The sequence below is a fragment of the Salinimicrobium marinum genome, from assembly GCF_014651535.1.
Lineage (GTDB): Bacteria > Bacteroidota > Bacteroidia > Flavobacteriales > Flavobacteriaceae > Salinimicrobium > Salinimicrobium marinum.
Genome location: NZ_BMXB01000001.1, coordinates 18,172 through 35,664, shown reverse-complemented (window position 1 = coordinate 35,664; position 17,493 = coordinate 18,172). Strand labels below are relative to the sequence as shown.

17 protein-coding genes are annotated in these 17,493 nt (G+C 42.1%); 6 read left to right on the top strand and 11 right to left on the bottom strand.

Annotated elements, in window-relative coordinates:
- Positions 1 to 43: 43 nt before the first annotated feature.
- From IE056_RS00180 to IE056_RS00170, 3 genes are all read right to left on the bottom strand, one after another.
- Positions 44 to 409: an endonuclease domain-containing protein gene (locus IE056_RS00180; RefSeq protein WP_189602605.1), complete on the bottom strand. Its 366-nt coding sequence runs from the start codon at positions 407 to 409 to the stop codon at positions 44 to 46.
- A 168-nt stretch (positions 410 to 577) separates the two neighbouring features.
- Complete coding sequence (locus IE056_RS00175) at positions 578 to 2,167, bottom strand: ATP-dependent DNA ligase (protein WP_189602604.1); 1,590 nt, start codon at positions 2,165 to 2,167, stop codon at positions 578 to 580.
- A 178-nt stretch (positions 2,168 to 2,345) separates the two neighbouring features.
- Positions 2,346 to 3,365, bottom strand: a complete 1,020-nt coding sequence (locus IE056_RS00170) for a ligase-associated DNA damage response exonuclease (RefSeq protein WP_189602603.1) — start codon at positions 3,363 to 3,365, stop codon at positions 2,346 to 2,348.
- 245 nt (positions 3,366 to 3,610) lie between these two features.
- Between IE056_RS00170 and IE056_RS00165 the strand changes: the two genes are divergently transcribed.
- On the top strand, positions 3,611 to 4,033 hold the full coding sequence (locus tag IE056_RS00165; RefSeq protein WP_189602602.1) for a tellurite resistance TerB family protein: 423 nt from the start codon (positions 3,611 to 3,613) through the stop codon (positions 4,031 to 4,033).
- A gap of 67 nt (positions 4,034 to 4,100) precedes the next feature.
- On the opposite strand, the gene fbp is transcribed toward IE056_RS00165, so the two are convergent.
- Positions 4,101 to 5,102, bottom strand: a complete 1,002-nt coding sequence (gene fbp / locus IE056_RS00160; protein WP_189602601.1) for a class 1 fructose-bisphosphatase — start codon at positions 5,100 to 5,102, stop codon at positions 4,101 to 4,103.
- 118 nt (positions 5,103 to 5,220) lie between these two features.
- Between fbp and IE056_RS00155 the strand changes: the two genes are divergently transcribed.
- The 5 genes from IE056_RS00155 (at position 5,221) to IE056_RS00135 (ending at position 9,838) form a co-directional block, all read left to right on the top strand.
- The gene (locus IE056_RS00155; RefSeq protein ID WP_189602600.1) at positions 5,221 to 5,700 is read left to right on the top strand and encodes a GNAT family N-acetyltransferase; all 480 of its coding nucleotides are present in this window, start codon (positions 5,221 to 5,223) and stop codon (positions 5,698 to 5,700) included.
- Entirely contained in the window at positions 5,700 to 6,950 is a 1,251-nt protein-coding gene (locus tag IE056_RS00150; protein WP_189602599.1) for an aspartate kinase, read from the top strand. Before IE056_RS00155 ends, IE056_RS00150 begins: the two co-directional genes overlap by 1 nt.
- Before the next feature lie 39 nt (positions 6,951 to 6,989).
- Positions 6,990 to 8,801: a GNAT family N-acyltransferase gene (locus tag IE056_RS00145; protein ID WP_189602598.1), complete on the top strand. Its 1,812-nt coding sequence runs from the start codon at positions 6,990 to 6,992 to the stop codon at positions 8,799 to 8,801.
- A gap of 109 nt (positions 8,802 to 8,910) precedes the next feature.
- Positions 8,911 to 9,558, top strand: a complete 648-nt coding sequence (locus tag IE056_RS00140) for an SDR family oxidoreductase (RefSeq protein WP_189602597.1) — start codon at positions 8,911 to 8,913, stop codon at positions 9,556 to 9,558.
- A gap of 85 nt (positions 9,559 to 9,643) precedes the next feature.
- Entirely contained in the window at positions 9,644 to 9,838 is a 195-nt protein-coding gene (locus IE056_RS00135; RefSeq protein ID WP_189602596.1) for a YwbE family protein, read from the top strand.
- A 145-nt stretch (positions 9,839 to 9,983) separates the two neighbouring features.
- Here IE056_RS00135 and IE056_RS00130 read toward each other — a convergent pair whose 3' ends face one another.
- From IE056_RS00130 to IE056_RS00100, 7 genes are all read right to left on the bottom strand, one after another.
- Positions 9,984 to 11,177, bottom strand: a complete 1,194-nt coding sequence (locus IE056_RS00130) for an MFS transporter (RefSeq protein WP_189602595.1) — start codon at positions 11,175 to 11,177, stop codon at positions 9,984 to 9,986.
- A 189-nt stretch (positions 11,178 to 11,366) separates the two neighbouring features.
- Positions 11,367 to 12,314, bottom strand: coding sequence for a 2-hydroxyacid dehydrogenase (locus tag IE056_RS00125; protein WP_189602594.1), 948 nt, complete (start codon positions 12,312 to 12,314; stop codon positions 11,367 to 11,369).
- 3 nt (positions 12,315 to 12,317) lie between these two features.
- The gene (locus tag IE056_RS00120; protein ID WP_189602593.1) at positions 12,318 to 12,683 is read right to left on the bottom strand and encodes a cupin domain-containing protein; all 366 of its coding nucleotides are present in this window, start codon (positions 12,681 to 12,683) and stop codon (positions 12,318 to 12,320) included.
- A 288-nt stretch (positions 12,684 to 12,971) separates the two neighbouring features.
- Positions 12,972 to 14,324 carry a magnesium transporter gene (mgtE, locus tag IE056_RS00115; RefSeq protein ID WP_189602592.1) on the bottom strand — a complete coding sequence of 451 codons (1,353 nt, stop codon included), beginning with the start codon at positions 14,322 to 14,324 and terminating at the stop codon, positions 12,972 to 12,974.
- The gene (gene rsmA / locus IE056_RS00110; protein WP_189602591.1) at positions 14,293 to 15,174 is read right to left on the bottom strand and encodes a 16S rRNA (adenine(1518)-N(6)/adenine(1519)-N(6))-dimethyltransferase RsmA; all 882 of its coding nucleotides are present in this window, start codon (positions 15,172 to 15,174) and stop codon (positions 14,293 to 14,295) included. The genes mgtE and rsmA overlap by 32 nt, the downstream gene beginning before the upstream one ends.
- A 103-nt stretch (positions 15,175 to 15,277) precedes the next feature.
- Positions 15,278 to 15,586: a DUF4286 family protein gene (locus tag IE056_RS00105; RefSeq protein ID WP_189602590.1), complete on the bottom strand. Its 309-nt coding sequence runs from the start codon at positions 15,584 to 15,586 to the stop codon at positions 15,278 to 15,280.
- A gap of 52 nt (positions 15,587 to 15,638) precedes the next feature.
- A complete protein-coding gene (locus tag IE056_RS00100; RefSeq protein WP_189602589.1) occupies positions 15,639 to 17,423 on the bottom strand; it encodes a tetratricopeptide repeat protein in 1,785 nt (594 codons plus the stop codon).
- Positions 17,424 to 17,493: the final 70 nt, after the last annotated feature.

Below are 17,493 nucleotides of genomic sequence, written 5' to 3'. Positions count from 1 at the left end.
TGAAAAAAGGAGGGGTGGCCGCCTTTGGCGGACGGAGTCGTTCTTACTCTTTTTTAAAATTACTTTTTATCTCCCCCAACACCCAATCCAAGTTATCAAACACACTTCTGTTTTCAAATCTTATCACTATAAATCCTAATCCTTCCAATATCTTAGTTCTCCTTTCATCCTTTTCTTCTGCAGTGGGATTCATGTGATATAGTCCATCAAGTTCAATTATTAACTTCTCCTCTGCACAGTAAAAATCAACTATAAAATTTGCGATACTATGTTGCCTTCTAAATTTTCGTCCTTCCAGCTTTCTTTGCTGTAGATAAACCCACAGAAAAGCCTCGGCAAAAGTACCTTGACTTCGGAGCTTCTTTCTGAAAGCCTCCAGTTCTTTTTTGTTATGGATTTTGCGTTTCATAAGTGGGTTTTCTTGTGGTTTTCCCTTCCGTCATGCTTTAAAAATGCCACCTTCCCTTTGCAAGGGAAGGAGCTTTTGGTTTTTAGGTTTAATTATAGTTCCTTCTTTATTTAGCTCCAATTAAAGAGCCCCCTCCTTTTTAAGGAGGGGTTCCGGAGGACGGGGTGGTTACTGCGGCACTAACGCCTTCAAGTCCTCCAGCGTATTTGCTTCTTCAATTTTCTTGTCCTGCCGCCATCTGAAAATGCGGGGGAAACGGGTGGCGACTCCGCTTTTGTGGCGTTTAGATTCGGCAATGCCTTCGAAGGCTATCTCGAAAACAAGTTCCGGTTTTACACTACGGACTGGGCCGAAACGTTCAAGGGTGTTCTTTTTTATCCAGGAATCGACCTGCCGGAATTCTGCATCTGTGAGTCCCGAGTAGGCTTTGGCGAAGGTTACCAGTTCTTTGCCGTCCCAGAGAGCGAAGGTGTAATCGGTGAATAAATTTGATCTTCTTCCGTGGCCGCGCATTGCGTAGGTGAGCACGGCATCAATGGTGAGCGGCTCTACTTTCCATTTCCACCAATCCCCCTTTTTTCTTCCGACGAGATAAGGCGAATCCCAGCGTTTCAACATCAATCCTTCGGACTTCACTTCCCTTGCCCGCTCCCGTTCAGCAATGGCTTCTTCCCATTTGTTGAAGGAAATTGTTTCCGATAGATGCAACGGAAAACCTTCTTTTTTCACATCTGAGTATAATTGCTCCAAAAGTTCCCGCCGCTCCCGAAAAGGCTTCTGCCGGATGTCTTCCCCCTTCCATTCCAGAAGATCATACGCCTTCAGGATCACCGGAGTTTTCTTCAGAAGTGCTTTGGAAATATTTTTTCTTCCGATGCGGGTTTGCAGGTCATTAAAAATCCCTATCTCTCCTTCTGAAAAGGGCAAAAGTTCGCCGTCCATCACAGTTCCGTCTGGGATGGTTCCTATAAAATCTTCAAATTCAGGATATTTATCCGTAACCAGTTCTTCACCACGGCTCCACACAAAAAGCTCATTATTCCGTACAATGACCTGCGAACGGATCCCGTCCCATTTATGCTCTGCACTCCATTCCTGCGGATTTCCTAAATCTTCTATAGTATCTTCGAGTGCATACGCCAGGTAAAATGGATAAGGCTTTGACAAATAATCTTCCTCATTCTCTTCTAAAATAAGCTTATTGAAAGATATTTTTTGAGGATCCCAGTCGCCCATCAATTTGTAGGCCAACACATCCTCATCAATTTCGGTGGCTTTTGCGAGGGCACGGGTCATTAGCTTCTGACTCACTCCAATCCGAAAACTTCCGGTGATGAGTTTTGAAAAAACGAAGCGTTCGTAATAATTCAGCTTTAGCCAGTTTTCATGCAGGTATCCTTTTTTATCAGCTTCAGGCAGTTTTTTGAGAACGATCATTTCCTCAACAAACTGATATAGATTCTTCTCTGAATTCTCTTCAGAAGGCGGAATGACCAAAGCAATGGTCTCTGCCAGATCCCCCACAATATGATAGGACTCTTCAAAAAGCCATAACGGAATATCAGCCAGTTCGCTCGCCCAGGTGCGCAGCAACGTGGTATTCACAGGTCGTGGTGGCCGGCGGTGGGAAAGAATGGCAATAGCCCAGACCTTATCTTTTTCCTCGGCAATTCTGAAATATTCGGTCAGAGCAGCCACTTTTACTGTGGTTTTGTTGGTGCTGTCCAGTGCTCTTATAAGTTCTGCAAATTGTTTCATATTCTTTTCCCCTGCCTTCTCCAAAGGAAAGAGGATTTTTAATTTCGTTTAAAAAAAATTACACTCATCCTCTCCTGCGACCTCTCTTCGAGGAGAGGCAGCTATTCTTTGCAGAACGATGATTGCGTCTCCCCTTATCAAGATCCTGAGATAAATTCAGGATGACGTTCATGTTAATCTAGTCCGTTTCTTCAATTTTACTGTCCATCTCTGCCAGTTCTCCTTCGTACTGGGTCTCTGCGGTGCGGGCATCGTAGCCCATTTCGTTTAAAAACCTTGAAAAAATTTCGGTATATCCGTGTGTACAGATGATTCTTTCACAGCCTGTGGCTTTGATGGATGCCAGTAATCCCTGCCAGTCGCAATGATCGGAAAGTACAAAGCCTTTGTCGATAGCTCTTCGTCGCCTGGCACCTCTAAAAGCCATCCAGCCGCTGGCGCTTCCGGTTTCGTAGGGTACCATTTTTTTAATCCAGGTGCTGCCGTGAGCACTTGGTGGTGCCAGCACAATATTTCCTTTTATTTCGTCCTTTTTCACGTCTCTTGTGATGCGGGTGGTAGGCGGAAAATCCACCAGCGGGCGCAATACTTCTGTCATATTCTCTATGGCGCCATGGGTGTAGATTTTTCCGATGGAAGTATCCAGGTATTTTAACAATCTCTGTGCTTTTCCTAAAGAATACCCGAAGAGCACGGAAGTTTTTCCGGCTTCACGATTTTGTTGCCACCAGGTATTGATGTCGTTCATTACCTGCTGCTGCGGAAGCCATTTAAAAGCCGGCAAACCAAACGTACATTCGGTGATGAAGGCGTTACACTTCACAGGTTCATAAGGAACCGAAATGCCGTCATCTTCGGTTTTATAGTCCCCGGTAAAAACCCATACCTCTCCTTTGTACTCCACTCTTATTTGTGAAGAACCGATGATATGTCCTGCAGGATGGAATGAGAATTTGACACCGTTGACGGTGATTGTTTCGTTATAATGTACTCCCGAAACTTCTATTTCCCCCAGGCGGTGTTTAATGATAGGAACATTTGTGTTGTGAGTGATGTACTTTTTGTGCCCCCAGCGGGAATGATCGGCATGACCGTGTGTGATGAATGCTTTTTCCACCGGTTTCCAGGGGTCAAGATACACCCCCGCCTGTGCGCAGTAAATTCCGTTTTCGTTAAATGCTAATAAGGGTTCTTTCATTCCGATTTTAAGGTGTTCCCTAAAGTTAGGGATTTTTGTGCAGGGCATTTCCTGCATTAGGAAAACATTAAAACATACACCTGTTTATTTAAGCGATTGCAGCGATTGGCTCCCAAAGGCCTGGAAGGCTGTTAGGACTAAAAGCGGAAAGCGCGACCCCGACTTTAGGAGGGGGTAAACCTAAAAAAACATTAAAGTACTATTGTACTGTGAGAGATTATTTATATTTGAGTAAAAAAAGGATTATGTCATTTTCAGATTTATTCGGGCATGGGGAGCACCTGCGTAACTTGAGCCATTTTGCTTCTATTGTAAATTTAGCAGCCGTTGATGGGGATATTACTCCTAAAGAAGAGGCGCAACTGAAACGTTTTGCTCAAAAACTGGATATTAGCGAGGACGAATATTCTAAAGTGCTGGAGAATCCTACCTCTTTTCCTCTTAGCAGTTATAACAGTTCAGAAAAAAGGCTGGAGCGCCTGCATGACCTGTTTAAAATTATATTTTCTGACCACCAGATCGATAAGGAAGAAGCATTACTTGTAAAGCGATATGCCATCGGACTGGGGTTTTCATCAGCTGCTGCAGAAGGCATTATTAAGAGATCTGTACAGATCTTTAGCGGACAAATTGATTTTGACGATTACCTGTACTTGCTGAATAAATAATCGATATACTGAAAATTGTCTAATGCAGATTGACTACTTTATAGAATCTACATTAGACAGTATTTTTTTACCGTGACATAAACTCTTCGACTTTTTCAACCATTTCCCTGTTCCCGCAGAAGAAAGGAATTCTTTGATGAAGTTCTGTGGGTTCAATGTCCAGAACCCTGTTGAAGCCGTCACTGGCTTTTCCTCCGGCCTGTTCGGCTATAAAAGCCATGGGATTACATTCATAAAGCAGGCGCAGCTTTCCTTTGGGTGCCTTTGAGGTGGTAGGATAAAAATAAATTCCGCCTTTGATCATATTACGGTGAAAATCTGAGACCAGGGAGCCAATATATCTGGAAATATAAGGCCTGTCCCCCTCTTCCTGCTGACAATATTTAATGTAATCTTTCACTCCCTTCGGAAAATGTACATAATTTCCTTCATTTACTGAATATATAGATCCCTGTTCCGGAAACTGCATATCTGGATGTGACAGGTACCAGGATCCCAGTGCAGGATTCAGTGTAAATCCATTCACGCCATGTCCCGTGGTATACACTAGCATTGTTGAAGTCCCGTACACAACATAACCGGCTGCCACCTGCTTGCTCCCCGGCTGAAGGAAATCCTCCAGTTGTACTGGAGTCCCTAAAGGAGTAACCCTTCTGTAAATAGAAAATATAGTTCCCACAGAAACATTTACGTCAATATTTGAACTTCCGTCCAGGGGATCCATCAGGACCACATATTTATTCTGGTGATCATCTTTTTGACCCGAAATGGTAATAAAATTATCATTTTCTTCGGAAGCGATTCCGCAGACTATCTCGCGGTTGGTAAGTGTCTGGATAAATTTTTCATTGGCATATACATCCAGTTTTTGCTGGTCTTCCCCCTGAACATTTGTTTCTCCCGCAGCACCTGTGATATCTACAAGTCCGGCTTTATTCACTTCGTGGTTCACTACTTTTGCCGCCAGTCGTATGGAGTTGATCAGTCTGGAAAGCTCCCCCGAAGAAAAGGGAAATTCGGCCTGGTTTTCTATTATAAATTCTCCTAAAGTCTGGTTTTTCTTCGCCATTTCTGGGTGTTACATGTGGTTTCGGAGCAAAACTAATCCAAATAAATTTAAACCACTACAACGATTTCGTCAATTTATTCTTAAAATCAATTTCTATTTTTGTTCCAAACTAACAAGTATGGAAATCAACATTCGAAAAGCCACCAGAACAGACATGCCAGATGTCCTGGAACTTATCAAAGAACTGGCTGCCTTTGAAAACGAACCCGATGCAGTAGAAACTACCGTCGAAACCCTCGAAAAAGAAGGTTTTGGAGAAAATCCATTGTTTACTTGTTTCGTAGCCGAAGTAGATGGAAAAATAGAAGGAATGGCCTTGGTTTATTACCGCTTTTCTACCTGGAAAGGCAGAACCCTGCATCTTGAAGACCTTATTGTAAGGGAAGAAAAACGTGGAACCGGTCTCGGGAACGCTCTTTACAAAAAGGTGATAACTTTTGCTGAAGAACAGGGACTAAAAAGAGTGGAATGGGTAGTTTTGGAATGGAACCAGCATGCTATAGATTTTTATGCACGTAGTGGTGCAAACATATTGAAAGACTGGTATACAGTTCAAATGGACACAGAAGGAATCAAGAAATTCATAGAAAAAATTTAATGGAAATTTTCAAATTTGGAGGAGCATCTGTAAAAGATGCCGACGGGGTAAGAAACGTTTTGAAAGTACTGGAAACGACTGGAAACGCAAAAAAAATTATCGTGGTTTCTGCAATGGGAAAAACTACCAATGCACTAGAAATAGTGGTGGCAGATTACTTAGCCGGGATGCCTTACCGCACCAGCCTGCATGAAGTAAGGGAATACCATCATAAGATCCTGCTTGATCTTTTTGAGAATAAGGAAGCAGGTATTCATTCAAAGATAAGTTCCTTTTTTAATGAGTTGGAGAATTTCCTTTCCCATAATAAATCCACGAAATATGATTTCGTTTACGACCAGGTGGTTTGTTATGGAGAACTAATCTCCACAACTATAGTAAGTGAATTTCTAAAAAATATGAATATCCCCAACCAGTGGCTGGATGCACGAAACCTCGTAAAAACTGACAGCACCTACAGGGATGCCCAGGTTCAATGGGAAGAAACCCAGGAGGAGATCGTCAGGTCTGTCGCACAAAATTCACTTAGTGTCACCCAGGGATTTATTGGAGCAGACAGCAACAATTTCACCACAACACTGGGGCGGGAAGGAAGCGATTACACCGCAGCAATTTTCGCCTATTGCCTTAACGCCACCAGCGTTACCATCTGGAAAGATGTTCCCGGGGTTCTAAATGGTGATCCAAGAGTTTTTGAAAACACTGTTCTTCTGAATCAAATTTCCTATGAAGAAGCCATAGAGCTGGCTTTTTACGGCGCTTCCGTTATTCATCCTAAAACGTTACAACCGCTGCAACGCAAGGAAATCCCGCTCTACGTAAGATCATTTTTACATCCAGAGAAAGAAGGTACCGCAGTTAGTAAAGGACAAACCTTGCTACCCCACATGCCGTGCTTTATCGTAAAGAAGAATCAGGTGATGATCTCACTTTCTGCTCTGGATTTTTCCTTTATGGTGGAAGAAAACATTAGTGAAATCTTCAATTTATTTCACAAATATCAGATGAAAGTGGATCTTATTCAGAATTCTGCAATTAGTTTTTCTGTTTGTGTTGATAATAAATTTAATAACTTAGAGAAGTTAATCAATCATTTAAAAGCCAGATTTAAAGTAGAATATATGACCGGGGTATCTCTTTATACAATTCGTCATTTTGATGATTCAGCAATAAAAAGTCTTGAAAAAGACAAGGAGGTGCTGTTGAAACAGGTTGCAAGGAATACTGTCCAGATCGTAACCAAAAGCTGATAAAATTCTTTATTCTGCTGAAAAAATTTTAGACCGAGTATGGGAATCGTAAGTTCAAAAGAAGTTGCTAAAGTCATGAACCTTGATAAATATGGTTTTTTAGGAACTTCTATAGGATGGATGGTGCTTAAGAGCACTAAACTTTCTGTTATCAATAAGGAATATGATAAACGGAAGAACCTGTCGGGAACTCATTTTATTGAATCCATCCTGAAGGCTTTTGAAATAGATTTCGATATACCCGAAGAAGACCTGAAAAGAATTCCGAAAACCGGCCCGTTCATTACAATTTCCAATCATCCTTTAGGCGGAATTGACGGAATGATCCTGATGAAATTACTGCTTCAAAAAAGGGAAGATTATAAGGTGATCGCGAATTTCCTGCTACACAGAATAGATCCATTGAAGCCTTACATCATGCCCGTTAATCCTTTTGAAGATCATAAGGACGCACAATCAAGCCTTACAGGCATTAAAGATGCCATTGCGCATCTACAGGAAGGAAAGCCGCTTGGGATTTTTCCGGCAGGAGAAGTCTCGACCTACAGGGACCATAAAATGATTGTGGATCGCCCCTGGGAAGCATCAGCTATGAAATTGATCCAGAAGTCCAATGTTCCAGTAATTCCCATTTATTTTCATGCCAGGAACAGTACTTTTTTCTATCGGCTCGCTTCAGTAAATGACGTATTACGCACGGCAAAATTACCTAGCGAAATGCTTTCTCAGAAAAAAAGGAAGATTAAAGTACGTATCGGAAATGCTATTTCTCCGCAGGATCAACAGGATATGCCAGACCTGGAAACCTATACCGCCTTCCTGAGAAGAAAAACCTACATGCTTTCCAATACATTCGAAAAAAAGAGTTTTTTAAAAGGCATTCCCAAAAACCTTAAAAAAGCCAAACCTCCTCAAAAAATAATTGAGGAGACCAATGAAGAACTTATGAAAGCCGAAGTCCAATCCTGCAGGGTGATGGACAAAAGGTTGCTTGAAAGCAAGAATTATGAAGTTTTCCTGGCTAAAAAAGAGATCATTCCCAATATCCTGCAGGAAATTGGAAGATTACGGGAAATCACATTCCGGGAAATTGGTGAAGGAACCAACAAACAGATTGATCTGGATGCTTTTGATGATTATTATTACCACATGTTCCTGTGGGATAATGAGACCAACAGGATTGTCGGTGCCTATCGTATGGGCATGGGATCGGAAATCTATGGGAAATTCGGCATCAACGGATTTTATCTTCAGGATCTCTTCAGGTTTGACCAGGAACTGCATGAAATGATGAGCCAGTCCATCGAAATGGGCAGAGCTTTTATTGTCAAAGACTACCAAATGCGACCTATGCCGCTGTTTTTGCTCTGGAAAGGAATTGTGCATTGTACCCTGCGTTTTCCGTCGCATAAGTATTTAATTGGCGGAGTGAGCATCAGTAATAAATTCACGAATTTCTCAAAATCTCTGATGATCGAATTCATGAAATCCCATTATTATGATCCTTACATCGCGCAATTCGTTCGGCCCAAAAAGGAGTTCAAGGTAAAACTGAAGGATGGAGACAAGGATTTTGTTTTCGATTCGACCAAAGCCGATCTTCAGAAGTTTGATAAGATCATTGATGAAATAGAACCGGGTAGCCTGCGGTTGCCGGTACTTATCAAAAAATACGTGAAGCAGAATGCCAAGGTAATTGCATTTAATGTAGATCCTTTATTCAACGATGCCGTGGATGGGTTGATGTACATTCGAATTGCAGACCTTCCGGAGAGTACGGTCAAACCGGTTCTGGAGGAATTTCAGAAGGAACTGGAAAAGAAGGTTTCAGCTAACAATAATTCTCATTAAGATTCTTGTTTCAGAAATAATGGACGTTAATAAATTGTTATTCCGGCCACAGGGTTGGCAGTTCCTCTTTTGATCCTTATATTTCTATTTCAGATTAAAAATTTAGACCATGGAAAAGATTTTAATAGTTGGTGCCAACGGAAGCACCGGAAAACGCATTATAGAAATACTGAATAATTCACAGAGTTTTGAACCTGTGGCAATGATTAGAAAAAAGGAACAGAAGCCTGTATTTGATGATATGGACGTGGAATCTGTCCTGGCCGACCTTGAGCAGGATGATTTTTCTTCCGCATTAAAAGGCGTTGATAAAGTTATTTTTGCAGCCGGCTCGGGCGGGCATACAGGACCTGACAAAACTACCGCGGTAGATGAAGAAGGAGCAATCAAGATCATTGATGCTTCCTTAAAAGCCGGAGTGAAGAAATTTGTGATGCTTAGTGCTATGGGCGCCGATGAGCCCTCTTCACATAAAGAACTTGAACATTACCTGAAAGCCAAAGCTGAAGCCGATAAATATCTTCGTAACAGCGGACTTAATTACACCATAGTTCGTCCCGGAGCACTTACCGATGACCTCGGAATGGGTAAAGTAAAATTAGCCGAAAAAGTGGAACGTGGAGAAATTTCGCGTGATGACGTGGCGTTTTTACTCGTGATGTCACTTGCAGATCCTTTGGCGAAAAACAAGACTTTTGAAGCCATTGAAGGAGATGAACCTATTAAATCTGCTTTAATAGAGATTAGTCAGGGGTAATGCTGTGAAGAAGTGATGCTGTGATGGAGTGTCCTGATTGTTGCTTTGAAATTTAAAGCAACATAAATTTTAAGATATTTAAAATATGAAGCCATTGCATAGGGAACTTTCCCCCGGAACCGAAGTGAGAATTGTGCAGAAGCAGGATCAAAGAACCGGAAAACTTACGGAAGGAGTGGTTCGTGACATTCTTACAAAATCTCCATCACATCCCCACGGGATTAAAGTGCGGCTGGAAAGCGGCGAAGTGGGAAGAGTACAAAACATTGTGGAGGATTGATTTTTCTGAATAAATTTTGGGAGAATCAATCCTTTTTTAATGCTTTAAAAAGATTCTTCTGAAAGGAAAAGATTCTGAAACAAGTTCATAATGACGTGTTTTTCAGTATTCTACAATTAGCATGTTCTTGTAAATTCCTTTCCTCTTAATAAATCCTGATCCGCTGTGAGTTTAAAACCGTAAGTAACATTGCCCCGGAAATCAATAACATGATGATAGTAAAGCTGATTCCGGCGTCTATAAGCAATCCTACTATGAGTGGGCCAAGTGCGGTGCTGACGACCATAAACATTGAAAAGACACTTCTTATAGCACCCATTTTTTCGGTTCCGTAAATTTCAGCAATAAGGGAGGTTTTTACTGTTCCGGCTACCCCGGTAGTGATCCCGGCTAAAATCAGGAAAATAAATGCACCCATAATGCTATCCATTAAAGCAAAGGGCACAAGTCCTAGCGTCATGGGGATCAAATAGTAACGGAACAATACTTTGGCTGTGAATTTATCCACCCAAAGTCCGCCGAACAAAGAAAACAGAAATCTGGTAGCGGCATATACCGTAAAAAAGGTAGCGTAAAGTTGCACAGACCAACCCTGGCTTTCAACAAAAACATACTGGTAAAAGAAGATGGCCGTACTGGAAAAGCCTAAGATAAAACTCGCCGGCACCATGACCATGAATTTCCTGTCAAAAACAATTTTCTTATAATCTTTCATTAAAGAGAACGGAGAAGGTTTGCCTTCACCCGATAACTGCCGGTCAAAATGCTCCAGATCTGTAAACCTCAACCTGATAAGATATAGCAGCAGCGCCACCCCACTCACTATCGCCGCCACTCTCCAGTCAAACCAGGAGATGATCAAAGCAATAACAATTGGAAAAACTGCTTCCCCAACCGAATATCCGAGAGAAGAAATACTCAGGGCTTTCCCCCTGTTTTCATCGTAATACTTGGAAATTATAGTCATACTAATATGACTCAGCAGCCCCTGGCCCGTTAACCGGAGCCCGATCAAGCCTACAAAAAGAAAAGCAATGTGATAGGAAAATCCGAGGATTATAGAGGAAATGGCCAGGGCTAAAATGGTGAATCCGGCGACTTTTTTCACCGGCTTATGATCTACCGTATGGCCCACAGTGAGCATGATAAAAGATGCGACAAGGGTACAGCCCGCATAAATGGCTCCAAAGGCACCTTCAGAAATTTCAAAGGCTCTGATGATTTCCGGAACGTAGAGAGAAATTAAAAAGGTTTGACCGAAGCTGGATAAAAAAGTAAGCAGCCAACCAAAACTTACCTGCCTTAAATTCCCTTTTACGAAATAGAAGAAATCTTTCAATGTGGTTTATGTTTAAATTAAAACCTGCAAAGGTAAGGTGCTGTGGTTTCATAAAAAGTAAACTTACTGGTTTAAAAGAAGCTCCAATAGAAATTTAACGGATAACTTTATAGTATAATAATTAAGATTCGGGAAATTCAAAGCCTTTAAAAAAATGAATTAAAGATCTTAGTATAAAATATCCTAAGGTCATGAACTTTTCCCAAACTTGTTGATAATTTTTTCAGCAATGGTATTTGCCAGTTTTTCATGGGATTCTACTGTCCAACCAGCAACGTGCGGACTCAAAATAACATTTTTCATCAGCAATAATTCCTGAAGGGCTTCGGGAAGCTCTTCTTCTGAAAACAGATTTTCAAAAGAGGATTTTTCGTATTCCAGTACATCCAGTCCGGCACCCAGGATCTTTTTGCTTTGCAGCGCGGCAACCAGATCGGCTGTAACGACACTTTTTCCGCGGGCGGTGTTGATAAACCAGAAAGGTTTGGCAAAACCATTTATGAAATCCTTATTGATCATTTTATTAGTTTCGGCAGTCCAGGGTGTATGAAGGCTTAAAACATCTGCTTTCTCCTGAAGTTTCTGCAGACTTACCTGTTTTGCATTTTCATCACCTACTTTATCTTTGATGTCATAGCACAAAACCTCCACCTCGAAACCTCGTAATTTCTTGGCGAAGGCTTTTCCCATATTTCCGTAGCCAATGATCCCCACGGTTTTACCTTCCAGCTCCACACCCCGGTTGGCTTCCCGGTACCACAGGCCTTCCCGCACCTGCCTGTCGGCCTGGTTGAGTTTGTTAAATAGGGAAAGTAACATTCCCAGCGCATGTTCGCCAACGGCATTCCGGTTTCCTTCGGGGGCAGAAAAAAGGGCAATTCCCTGTTTTTCGGCATATTCCACATCAATACTTTCTAGACCTGCCCCTACCCTTGCAATGAACTTTAAATTTTGTGCAGCATCCAGAAACTCTTTTCCGATCTTAAAGCGGCTCCTGATCACGATTCCATCGTATAGATGCTGATTCTCGAGTATTTCCTGTTCGCTCTGGTTATAAGCTTCTATGTTCGTATGCCCCGCGTCTGCCAGGTGTTTTATCAAAGTCGGATGGTTGCTGTCGGCGTGAAGGATGATCATGAATTATATTTTTGGATAGTCATTTACAGTAAGGGAATCTTCAACGTTTCCGGTGTGTTTGGTAGTGAGCTTCTCGAAAAGCATGATTTGGACTTCTTCCCCGTTTTCGGTTTTTGGGCAATGTCGCATTCCTTTCGGAACCACAATCATTTCACCTTCTTTTACAGTTTCCGTTCTGTCTTCAAACTGCATCAAAAGAGTACCTTTTAGCACCTGGAAAAGCTCGTCTTCCTCCTCATGTTCATGCCACACAAATTCATCTTTCACCTTGGCCAGTAAAACCTGCATATCATTGACCACAGCTATTTGATGCGGATGCCAGTGCTGACTGAAACGGGTAAGTTTTTCTTTAGGATTGATTGGTTTCATGGGAAGAAATTAATGTTTTGGGGTTCTGAGAAAAATAATTTCACTACAAAGCTATGAAAAGAATCAGGATCGCTGCGCTTCAAGAAACAAGAACAAAGATCTATTTTTTCTACCTTAGAATATCTGTAGTTGATAAAACCACCAATGATTAAAAACTTAAAGCCAGGTTTAACCAATAAGGAATTACGGTTCCATTAAAACCGGGGCAGGGATTGCAGCGGCATCTTTTTTGCCTTTTTGGGCAAAAAATACAGCGGAAAGCCCGGTGCGCAGCAGCCCCCATAATTATTAAAATCCTAAAATTACTTTGGCAATCGTAAAATAGATAAGGATCCCAAAAATATCATTACTGGTGGTAATAAAAGGCCCGGTGGCCATTGCGGGATCGATCCCCCATTTATCGAGTACAATGGGCACAAACGTGCCAATGAGGGAGGCGATGATGATCACCGCCACCAGCGATACACTCACGGTTAGCCCAAACCAGAAATCGAGGCCGAGGAAAAATATCCCACCTAGAATAAGTAAAATAGCCAGCGCAAAACCATTAAGGAGGCTCAACAAAACTTCTTTTATAAGTCGGTTGAACAAGGAGCCGCGCAAGCTTTTGTTGGCAAGGCCCTGTAGTACGATCGCCGATGATTGCACGCCTACATTCCCCGCCATCGCAGCAATTAGCGGAACGAAAAAGAACAAGGCGCCATGTTCTTGCATGGCAGTATCAAAAGTCCCCAGCACCGTGACACTTATAAAGCCTCCGAAAAGGGCAAGAACAAGCCATGGCAATCTTGCGCGGGTGAGGTGCAGGATGGAATCATCTGCCTCTACATCTTCAGAAATACCGGCAGCCATTTGGTAATCCCTTTCGGCTTCTTCACGCATAAAATCCATGATGTCATCTACCGTAATGCGGCCTACCAGCCGACCCATTTCATCTACCACGGGAATTGCCTCGAGATCATATTTCCGCATGATGCGGGCCACTTCTTCGCCATCTGTATGCACGTTCACATAATCTACATTTTCAATATAAACATCACTGATATTGGCTTTGCTTGAGGCGGTAAGGAGATCTTTGAGTGATAACCTCCCTTTCAATTTGTTTTTATCATCTACCACATAAATGGAATGGACGCGGGTAACATTTTCTGCCTGGGCACGCATCTCGGCCATACAACCCGTCACGCTCCAGTTCTCGTTCACTTTTACCAGCTCTTTGGCCATCAAACCACCGGCAGAATCCTCGTCATAGCGCAACAGTTCTACGATATGCTCGGCATGTTCCTCATCGATAATTTGCCCGATCACCTCCTGCTTTCGCTCTTCCGAAAGTTCAGAGATGATATCGGCGGCATCATCGGTATCCATATTCTCGAGCTCCTCGGCAATTTCTTTGGCAGAAAGGTTGTCGAGGATGCGTTCCCGCACGTCTTCTTCCAGCTCCATAAGGGCTTCGGAAGTTTTTGTGCTGTCAAGTAATTTTATGATATAGGTCGCCTGGTCAAGCTCAAGTTCATTAATGATCTCGGCAATATCGGCGTGGTGCACATCCTCAAGATACAGCAGCAGTTCATCATCCCTGCCCTCTTCTATAAGATTGCAAATATGTTCAACTAATTCCTGACTGATCTGAAATTGCATGCGGTTCTATTTTTTGGGTCAATTCAATGAATTCGGCGGTGCTTAACTGTTCTGGACGACGATCAAAGATACCATCTTCTTTGATATCATCGGGCAGCTGAAAAATTTTGAGGCTGTTGCGAAGTGTTTTTCTTCGCTGCTGAAAAGCGGTCTTTACCACCCTGAAAAACAGTTTCTCATTGCAGGGAAGTGAAAAATCTTCTTTCCGGGTAAGCCGAAGCACTCCTGAATCTACTTTTGGCGGCGGATTAAAAACTGAAGGCGGTACGGTAAACAGATATTCTGCTTCGTAAAAAGCCTGCACCAAAACCGAAAGGATTCCGTACGCTTTGCTGCCCTCCTTTTCGCAGATTCGCTGTGCTACTTCCTTCTGAAACATTCCGGAAAACTCGGGCACAAAATCCCGAAGTTCCAGCATTTTGAATACGATCTGAGAAGAAATATTATACGGGAAATTCCCGATGATACTGAACTGTTCACTACCAAAGATCTCGCTTACGTCGTATTTTAAAAAATCCTTTTCATGGATCTTTCCGTGTAATTTCGGGTAGTGTTCGTGAAGATAAACCACACTGTCCCTGTCAATTTCTATCACATTAACATCGGCATCTTTTTGCAGCAAATATTTGGTGAGCACTCCCATTCCCGGACCAATCTCCAGCACATAATCATAGCCTTTGTAGTGCAGGGTATCTGCTATTCTTGAAGCGACGTTTTCATCTTTAAGAAAGTGCTGACCAAGATGTTTTTTTGCTCTTACCTCACCTTCGGGAACTTCGTTTCCCGCCGGCTTTTTTCCGGAAGAAAATCCGGACGCTCCGGAGTTGGATTTATTGTATTTTCCTTTCATTTATTTGCTTTTTATCATTTCCCCGAGGAGGAAGCACCTTCTGCTGCTCACGTTAAGCCCTGAAAAACCTTAACTTATGAATACTATAGATTTTGTGAAGAGGCTACTGCTCACTCACCACCTCGAGCTCTGTCCTGAAGGAAACGAACTTCCCTTCAAAAGGCTTTGTCTTCCCTCGTAAAGTGGCAGCATCTTCTTCGTAGTACTTCTTAAGCAGTTCTTTACTCTCTGTAGTGTACTGGACCGAATAGGTAATCCCGCCCATTTCTTCCTGCACGAGTACTTTGGTCATGACGGCTTTTGTGAATTTTCCCGTGCCTAGCATTTCCGGGATGTGTTCTTCTTTCATCCATTTAAACCATTTTTCATGGACATCTTCCTGAATATTGGTCGTGACGTTGTATATGTACATCTAATATGAAAATTTAGAATTTTTGACTACCCAAGAGAAGAAATTTTGAATCTTACTCCAATTGATCTCCTCTCAACACCCGGTATTTTTTTCGGGCGTCGACAAAGTAAATACTATCGGCGTAATTAAATATAATTTTTTCATAAAACTCCTGGGCCTTTTCCGGCTGGTTGAGTTTATCGAGGTACAACTCAGCAAGTCCGAAGTGTGCGTTATCTCCAAGAATTCCGTTTTTGTGGTGTTCAATGATTGCAAGGTAATTTTGTTCAGCGTTATCGAAATCCTCCACAGCTTCAAATAATTGAGCTTGTTTGAGCAAAGCTTCATCCTCAATTTTTTCAGCTTTATGGTTCTCCAGAATAGAATTCAGGAGTTCTATCGCCTCTCCATCTTTATTCTGAAAAGAAAGCAGATCGGCTTTAGCGTATAATTTCAAAGCGGTTTGAGTGGAATCTTCGCGCGAATTGTCACTTATCAGCAAACTCAGTTCCATCGCATCATTTGCGATCAATTGAGAAGTGGAAGATTTCAAAACATCCAGCTGGGTGGTGGCCCATTTAAAATCTCCCTTGTAATAGCTGGTTTTTGCCACCTTGAAGCGGGCATTCTGCGCCATTACATCATTCTCCACCAGTTTCTGGATCTGGGAATAATAGATAAGTGCCTGATTAAATTTTTCGTCCAGCACAAGAATATCTGCCAAAGCCATTTTTACAGCCGCTTCTTCAAACTTCTGAAGGTTATTTTCCAGCAATTCATTTAAAAGCACAATCCCTGCTTCTTTTTCCTCTTTTTTGAAGGCCAAAAAATTAGCAAAATATATCTGAAGCCTCAGTGTTTTCGATCCCTTTCCATAGGTTTCCAACAAATCCCGGTAAGCCTTTTCAATAGATGCATATTCTTTTCGATCTGCTATTTCCTGCTGAACCGAAAGTTTAATTTGATGTGCCTGCAGCACAATATCTTCTGAAGGAGCTTCATTTACAATAAAATCAAGTACTTCCAAAGCCGTTTCGGGATCTTCCTCTTTTGACATGACTGCCAGCTGAATGATCCTGCCTAACTGATTCTCTTCAGATCTTCGATAAATGGCTTTTTCCTGTAAAAAGGCTTTTTTAAATTCGTTTTGCTGCATAAAGAGCCAGCTAAGCATTTCATTGAAAAGGATGTCCTGATCTTCCTGAAGCTTTTTCAGCAGTAATTTTCTGAAAATGATATTGGATTCATTCCCCGGATCTTCTGTAATAAACTGGCCAAACATCCCTCTTACTGTGGGTAAGAATGATGCATTCTGCCCCACCAGATCTATGTAATTACTAAACATTGCCTCGATCTTTCCCTGTTCCCCATACAACCTTGCCAGCTGAATATTATAATTGGTATCGGGGTTGAGCCTCATCCCGGTTTCGTAAGCTTCTATAGCCTTATCAAGCAGACTGTACCTTTCGAAACTCTGCGCAATGGAATAGGCGTAGTTTGGCCTGGCTTCAATGGATTTCAAAGCCTCCCGGTAATACTGTTCTGCCTTCTCCTCTTTCTCCTGAAGTTCATAATTATGCCCCAGTTCCACGAGAAGGTTGGGAGCATTGGCAGTAGTGTTTAGCCGCTCCAGCAATAGCTTTTCTGCTGCTGAAAAATTCTCCAGTTGCTGATAGGAAGAAATCATCCCAATAAAATAAGTAACATTACTGGGGTTCTGATCTATCAGCTTTTTGTAAGTGCGTAATGCCTTTTCATATTCCCCCTGGTCATAATAGTTCTTCGCCAGCTCTCCTGTCTGCGAATAGCCGGAAAAATTCAGAAGAAAAATTAATACTGTGAGGTGAAAATAACGCATGAAATGAATTTGTGTAAAGATAACAAATTGCGCTGTACGTTATTGTAGGAGAGGAGGATAATAGTTTCCG

Bases quoted from the DNA above. Each gene is read 5' to 3' on its own strand.
- IE056_RS00175 (WP_189602604.1), bottom strand. From the start codon at position 2,167: ATGAAACAATTTGCAGAACTTATAAGAGCACTGGACAGCACCAACAAA.
- IE056_RS00135 (WP_189602596.1), top strand. From the start codon at position 9,644: ATGAAGCCATTGCATAGGGAACTTTCCCCCGGAACCGAAGTGAGAATT.
- IE056_RS00180 (WP_189602605.1), bottom strand. From the start codon at position 409: ATGAAACGCAAAATCCATAACAAAAAAGAACTGGAGGCTTTCAGAAAG.
- IE056_RS00170 (WP_189602603.1), bottom strand. From the start codon at position 3,365: ATGAAAGAACCCTTATTAGCATTTAACGAAAACGGAATTTACTGCGCA.
- rsmA (WP_189602591.1), bottom strand. From the start codon at position 15,174: ATGAAAGGAAAATACAATAAATCCAACTCCGGAGCGTCCGGATTTTCT.
- IE056_RS00125 (WP_189602594.1), bottom strand. From the start codon at position 12,314: ATGATCATCCTTCACGCCGACAGCAACCATCCGACTTTGATAAAACAC.
- IE056_RS00150 (WP_189602599.1), top strand. From the start codon at position 5,700: ATGGAAATTTTCAAATTTGGAGGAGCATCTGTAAAAGATGCCGACGGG.
- IE056_RS00140 (WP_189602597.1), top strand. From the start codon at position 8,911: ATGGAAAAGATTTTAATAGTTGGTGCCAACGGAAGCACCGGAAAACGC.
- IE056_RS00145 (WP_189602598.1), top strand. From the start codon at position 6,990: ATGGGAATCGTAAGTTCAAAAGAAGTTGCTAAAGTCATGAACCTTGAT.
- IE056_RS00165 (WP_189602602.1), top strand. From the start codon at position 3,611: ATGTCATTTTCAGATTTATTCGGGCATGGGGAGCACCTGCGTAACTTG.
- IE056_RS00120 (WP_189602593.1), bottom strand. From the start codon at position 12,683: ATGAAACCAATCAATCCTAAAGAAAAACTTACCCGTTTCAGTCAGCAC.
- IE056_RS00105 (WP_189602590.1), bottom strand. From the start codon at position 15,586: ATGTACATATACAACGTCACGACCAATATTCAGGAAGATGTCCATGAA.
- fbp (WP_189602601.1), bottom strand. From the start codon at position 5,102: ATGGCGAAGAAAAACCAGACTTTAGGAGAATTTATAATAGAAAACCAG.
- mgtE (WP_189602592.1), bottom strand. From the start codon at position 14,324: ATGCAATTTCAGATCAGTCAGGAATTAGTTGAACATATTTGCAATCTT.
- IE056_RS00155 (WP_189602600.1), top strand. From the start codon at position 5,221: ATGGAAATCAACATTCGAAAAGCCACCAGAACAGACATGCCAGATGTC.
- IE056_RS00100 (WP_189602589.1), bottom strand. From the start codon at position 17,423: ATGCGTTATTTTCACCTCACAGTATTAATTTTTCTTCTGAATTTTTCC.